Annotated in this window: 3 protein-coding genes; all 3 read right to left on the reverse strand. The window is 37.1% G+C overall.

All coding sequences use genetic code 11. The features are described 5' to 3' along the window. Positions 1-2,201, reverse strand: a 2,201-nt coding sequence (locus RMR19_RS04505; protein WP_310602305.1) for a hypothetical protein, incomplete at its 3' end; no start/stop codon positions are given. A gap of 458 nt (positions 2,202-2,659) precedes the next feature. Next, complete coding sequence (pseG, locus tag RMR19_RS04510; RefSeq protein ID WP_310602306.1) at positions 2,660-3,727, reverse strand: UDP-2,4-diacetamido-2,4,6-trideoxy-beta-L-altropyranose hydrolase; 1,068 nt, start codon at positions 3,725-3,727, stop codon at positions 2,660-2,662. A gap of 227 nt (positions 3,728-3,954) precedes the next feature. Continuing rightward, positions 3,955-4,292 (reverse strand): uroporphyrinogen decarboxylase family protein (locus RMR19_RS04515; protein ID WP_310602307.1); only part of this gene is annotated, 338 nt, incomplete at its 5' end.

Genomic DNA, 4,292 nt, shown 5'->3' on the forward strand with positions numbered 1-4,292 from the left:
TCCATCGCAGTGGTTACACCAGTAATCGCATCCGATGCTGCTGTATATACCGCTGCTGGTGCGGCAGCTCTCTTCACTACAGTTACTGTTAGTGGTAAAGAAGCAAACTTTTCATCCGTTGCTTTAACACGAATCTGATAAGTTTTTGCTACACTATCTACAGTTACCTCTAAGCAAGTTTTTCCTTCTTCCACTGATGTATAATCTCCAGTCGTACCTAAACGGTATTCCATCGTATCAGACAACAGAATTGTTTCGCTCGTTCCCTCAAACTTAACATTTGCTGCTAATGGAGTTGCAACGCGGCGTGTAATAAGTACCTCTGCTATCTGAGATGCTGGAACGGTTGTGGTTGCCTTCACTCTGATTTTTAACAGTAAATCCGATGTTGCTGTTGCTACTGGGATAATCGTACTAATATCCAACGTATCTCCTGTGATTGCTTTCCAGCTCGTACCATTGGTACTGTACTCCATCAGATTGGATACACCTGTTACTTTTTCATTCTTTATATCTACACTAAAACCTGTTGGGGCATTAGTAGGACCATCTGGAACAGTAACATCTTTTATTTCTGATTTCGCTGCTGTTGCTGTTGCTTTTACTCGAACCTTTACTAACGCTGTTTCATTACCAAATACGCTTCTTGGAATCGTTTTTTCAGTTGCTGAAATCCAAGTTAAACCGCCATCTAAACTGTATTCCATCGCAGTGGATACTCCTGTAATCGCATCCGATGCAGCTGTGTATACCACTGCTGGTGCAGCTGCTCTCTTCACTACTTTTACTGTTAATGGAACAGAGGCAAATTTTTCATCTGTTGCTTTGACACGAATCTGATAGCTTTTCGCTGTATTATCTACAGTTACGTCTATATAAGTTTTTCCTTCTTCCAATGTTGTATAATTTCCCGTAGTACCCATACGATATTCCATTGTATCCGAAAGAAGAATTGTTTCACTTATTCCTTCAAACCTAACATTTGCTGCTAGTGGAGTTGCAATACGACGCGGAATCACAATTTCTGTTGCTTGTGATGCAAGAAAAGTTTCTGATTTTTTCAATCTTATTTTTAAAGTTAAATCAGATGATGCAGTTGCTGCTGGAATAATAGAGCTAATATTCAACTCATCTCCCGTTATCTCTGTCCAACTAGTGCCATTGGTGCTGTATTCCATCAAGTTAGATACACCTGTTACTTTTTCATTCTTTATATCAACTGCAAATCCTGTAGGTGCATCTGCCTCTGTCAATGGAACGGGCACATTAAAACTATAATTAGTAAAAGAATTTTTTCTATTAAATTGCCAATACGCATAGTTTAGATCCGTGTCAATTACCTTTTTAGTGTCCACATCAATAATCACGCGTATAAACTCATCTTCACAGTCTTCTTTAATTGTCTCACGTGTACTATCTCTTACTACTTCTCCCTTTGAATTCATAGCAATCGATTGATAATAATAGTAATCATAATGTAAATTTCTCACCTTTATCTCTACTGCATTCGAAGAGGAAACTGTTCCCGTCCCAATTCGGTATCCAGAATAAGAACCAACTCTATAAATATTATCAACAATTACTCCCCTAGCTGATTCAGATATCGATTGACTCCAATCTTCATAGTCCATACCGTAAGCAGGACGCTTATTATAATAATATGAATCTGACCAAGAAAAATTTGATACTCTTTCTCCGTCAATATACAAACTCCCACCTGATACTTCTACACTTTGCCCTCCGGGAGCCATAAGACAGCTTCCTCCAAAGTAACTAAAAGGTGATGCAGTAGTTTGCAAACTATATTGCTGTGTACTTATTGAACCATCTGCACTAGCTATTTTAATATAATATGTACCAGACTGCAAACTTCGGCTTAGTGACGCCTTCCCACTTTGTCCAACCGCTGTAGCCAAAGAAGTAACTTCACTATTATATAAGGTTAGTGAATATCTTACATCTGAAGGCGTACTTAAAGCAATCTTATAACTCAAGCCTTGTTCTGTCACAATAAGCTTATACCAATGTTCCTCTTGTGGGTTACTTAATGTTTGTTTTACACTAATTGCATTTTTATACGCCCACGCAGTGGCAGGAGCACTAGGTACTGCTGCATTAATTGAAGCAGGTGGCATGGATGTGAAAAGCAATGTTAAAACAAGCAAAAAACAAAAAAACCTTTTACTCTTTTTTTCAAACACTATAAAATCCTCCCTTGTGAAAATAAAATTTTAATTTTTTACAGAATCAATAATCATACACTTTATTTCTATTGGTATGACATAGCAATAGCCTTTCATAAATTATCTTAAGATAGGTTCTCTGATTTTATCCTTGTTCCCCTCCCCGTTCTTTTTTCAACTATCTCTCAATAATTTACTTCCACCAAGTAAATAGAATAAAACCTGAACAGTCATGATTAATTCAGATAAAACTTTTAATATTCTAAATTTTGCTATTATTAGAATTTTAATCCTTTGTCGTTTCGCTGTCAACATAAAAACACATTAAATGATGTTTTATTACATTTTCAAGTTATTTACACACATTATTTCACTGTAACACCATATCATCTACAACTTTAGCCAAATACAAATACAAAAATGCACAAATGCGTTTTCTTCTATTGCATCTCCAAACCACACTTGTGCATCTTAATCTATATTATTTTATTATCTCTTAAACCAGTCACTACCTCTGCCAATCTCCGCGCCCCATTCCCATCAACAACTTCCTGCATTCTCTCTGCCATTTGAATTCTATAACTACTATCAGAACAATATTCACCAATTGCAACAACTATTCTTCTCCACAACTCCACTTCACCATCTCGAATATCACCACAATAACTGGCTACTCCCAGCTCCTCAAATCCTTCCACACCAGCCAACTGGTTGTCTGCAAATGCATATGTAATCATTGGCACACCACAAACACATAATTCATACATTGTTGAACCACCTGCTGTTATGGCAATATCACAACTCTGCATGATTTCTGCCATGTTTGTAACATTGTAATGAAGAATAATCTGTGGATATTTTGAAGCCAACTCATTAAGAGTATCTTGATCCACATTGAACTTACCTACTATTACATGGAATTCCATTTCGCCAATACTACACGCTTTTTCTTTTGCTCTAAAATATTCTTGTTCCAAATATGTAAGGAACTTGCTCGCTACATGGCAGGAATCAGAACCTCCTGTTGTTAACAATACACATTCAACCTTTTCTCTTGGAGTCACAACAATTCCTCTGAATTCCTCTCGCAACGGTGCATACTTACAACCTAATATATATTTTGTTTCTTTACAGTTACCTTCTGTGGAATAGTTAAGTTTACCAGCATAGTTATTGTAATTGATAAGAACATCAACTGGATATGGAAACATTGCTAAATCGTCAAGATAATATATCTTTGTATACTTTCTTAACTGCAATAAATAATTTTCCGTGACAAAATAGCTATCAATCAGTATTCGGTCTATTTCTCTATCCTTGATTAATTCAATGAGTACTTCTAATTCACTCTCAAGGTTGTCCCACTGTGAATTCAAACAAATAAGCGAAAATCCGTTTGTTTCAATCAATTCTTTTGCCTGTAAATCAGCAGTGATAAAGGTAACTTCCCGGCCTAATTTCGTGACTTCTTTTGCGATAGACATACATCGCATTACATGTCCTGTTGCTATTGTTGGATTTGCGTCTGTACGGATATAAAGCATATTCCCACTCCTTTGATTCAGTTATTAAATATGACAGTAAATATTATGCATAATACTTTCTATCTTATTATCTTATATTTTTTTGTAATTTATCAAGTTCTTTATTTTGTATAAATATATAATTTTCATCTGTGCTCGCATAATGAGAATATCCATTCTTCTCCAACACATTTCTTATATCTTTATTATCTCCAACTTCAACGCAAATCACTTTTATATTAAAACGCTCAGCGGTACATAGCGATCACGTTCTTTGCCGGTACATCCTGCTGCAGGGTATGGGCGGGTGCCAGTACGTAACCGGTGTGCTTCATATCCGCCAGCACTTTCAATACATTCTTTTTTACATCCTCCTCGCTGCCCTGCGTCAATAACTGTTGGGTATCAATTCCGCCCCAAAACACCAGCTGTTCGCCATAGGCTTGTTTCAGCTTTGCCGCTTCCATGTCCCGCGCCAGCGGCTGAATGGGGCTTAAACTATCCACGCCCATTTTGATCAGTGACGGGATCAGCGCAAACACCGAACCGCAGGTATGCTGGAAAAAGTATGCACGTGTCAACTGCT

The sequence above is a fragment of the Anaerosporobacter sp. genome, assembly GCF_031551385.1.
Classification (GTDB): Bacteria; Bacillota; Clostridia; order Lachnospirales; family Lachnospiraceae; genus Anaerosporobacter.

Bases quoted from the DNA above. Each gene is read 5' to 3' on its own strand.
- pseG (WP_310602306.1), bottom strand. From the start codon at position 3,727: ATGCTTTATATCCGTACAGACGCAAATCCAACAATAGCAACAGGACAT.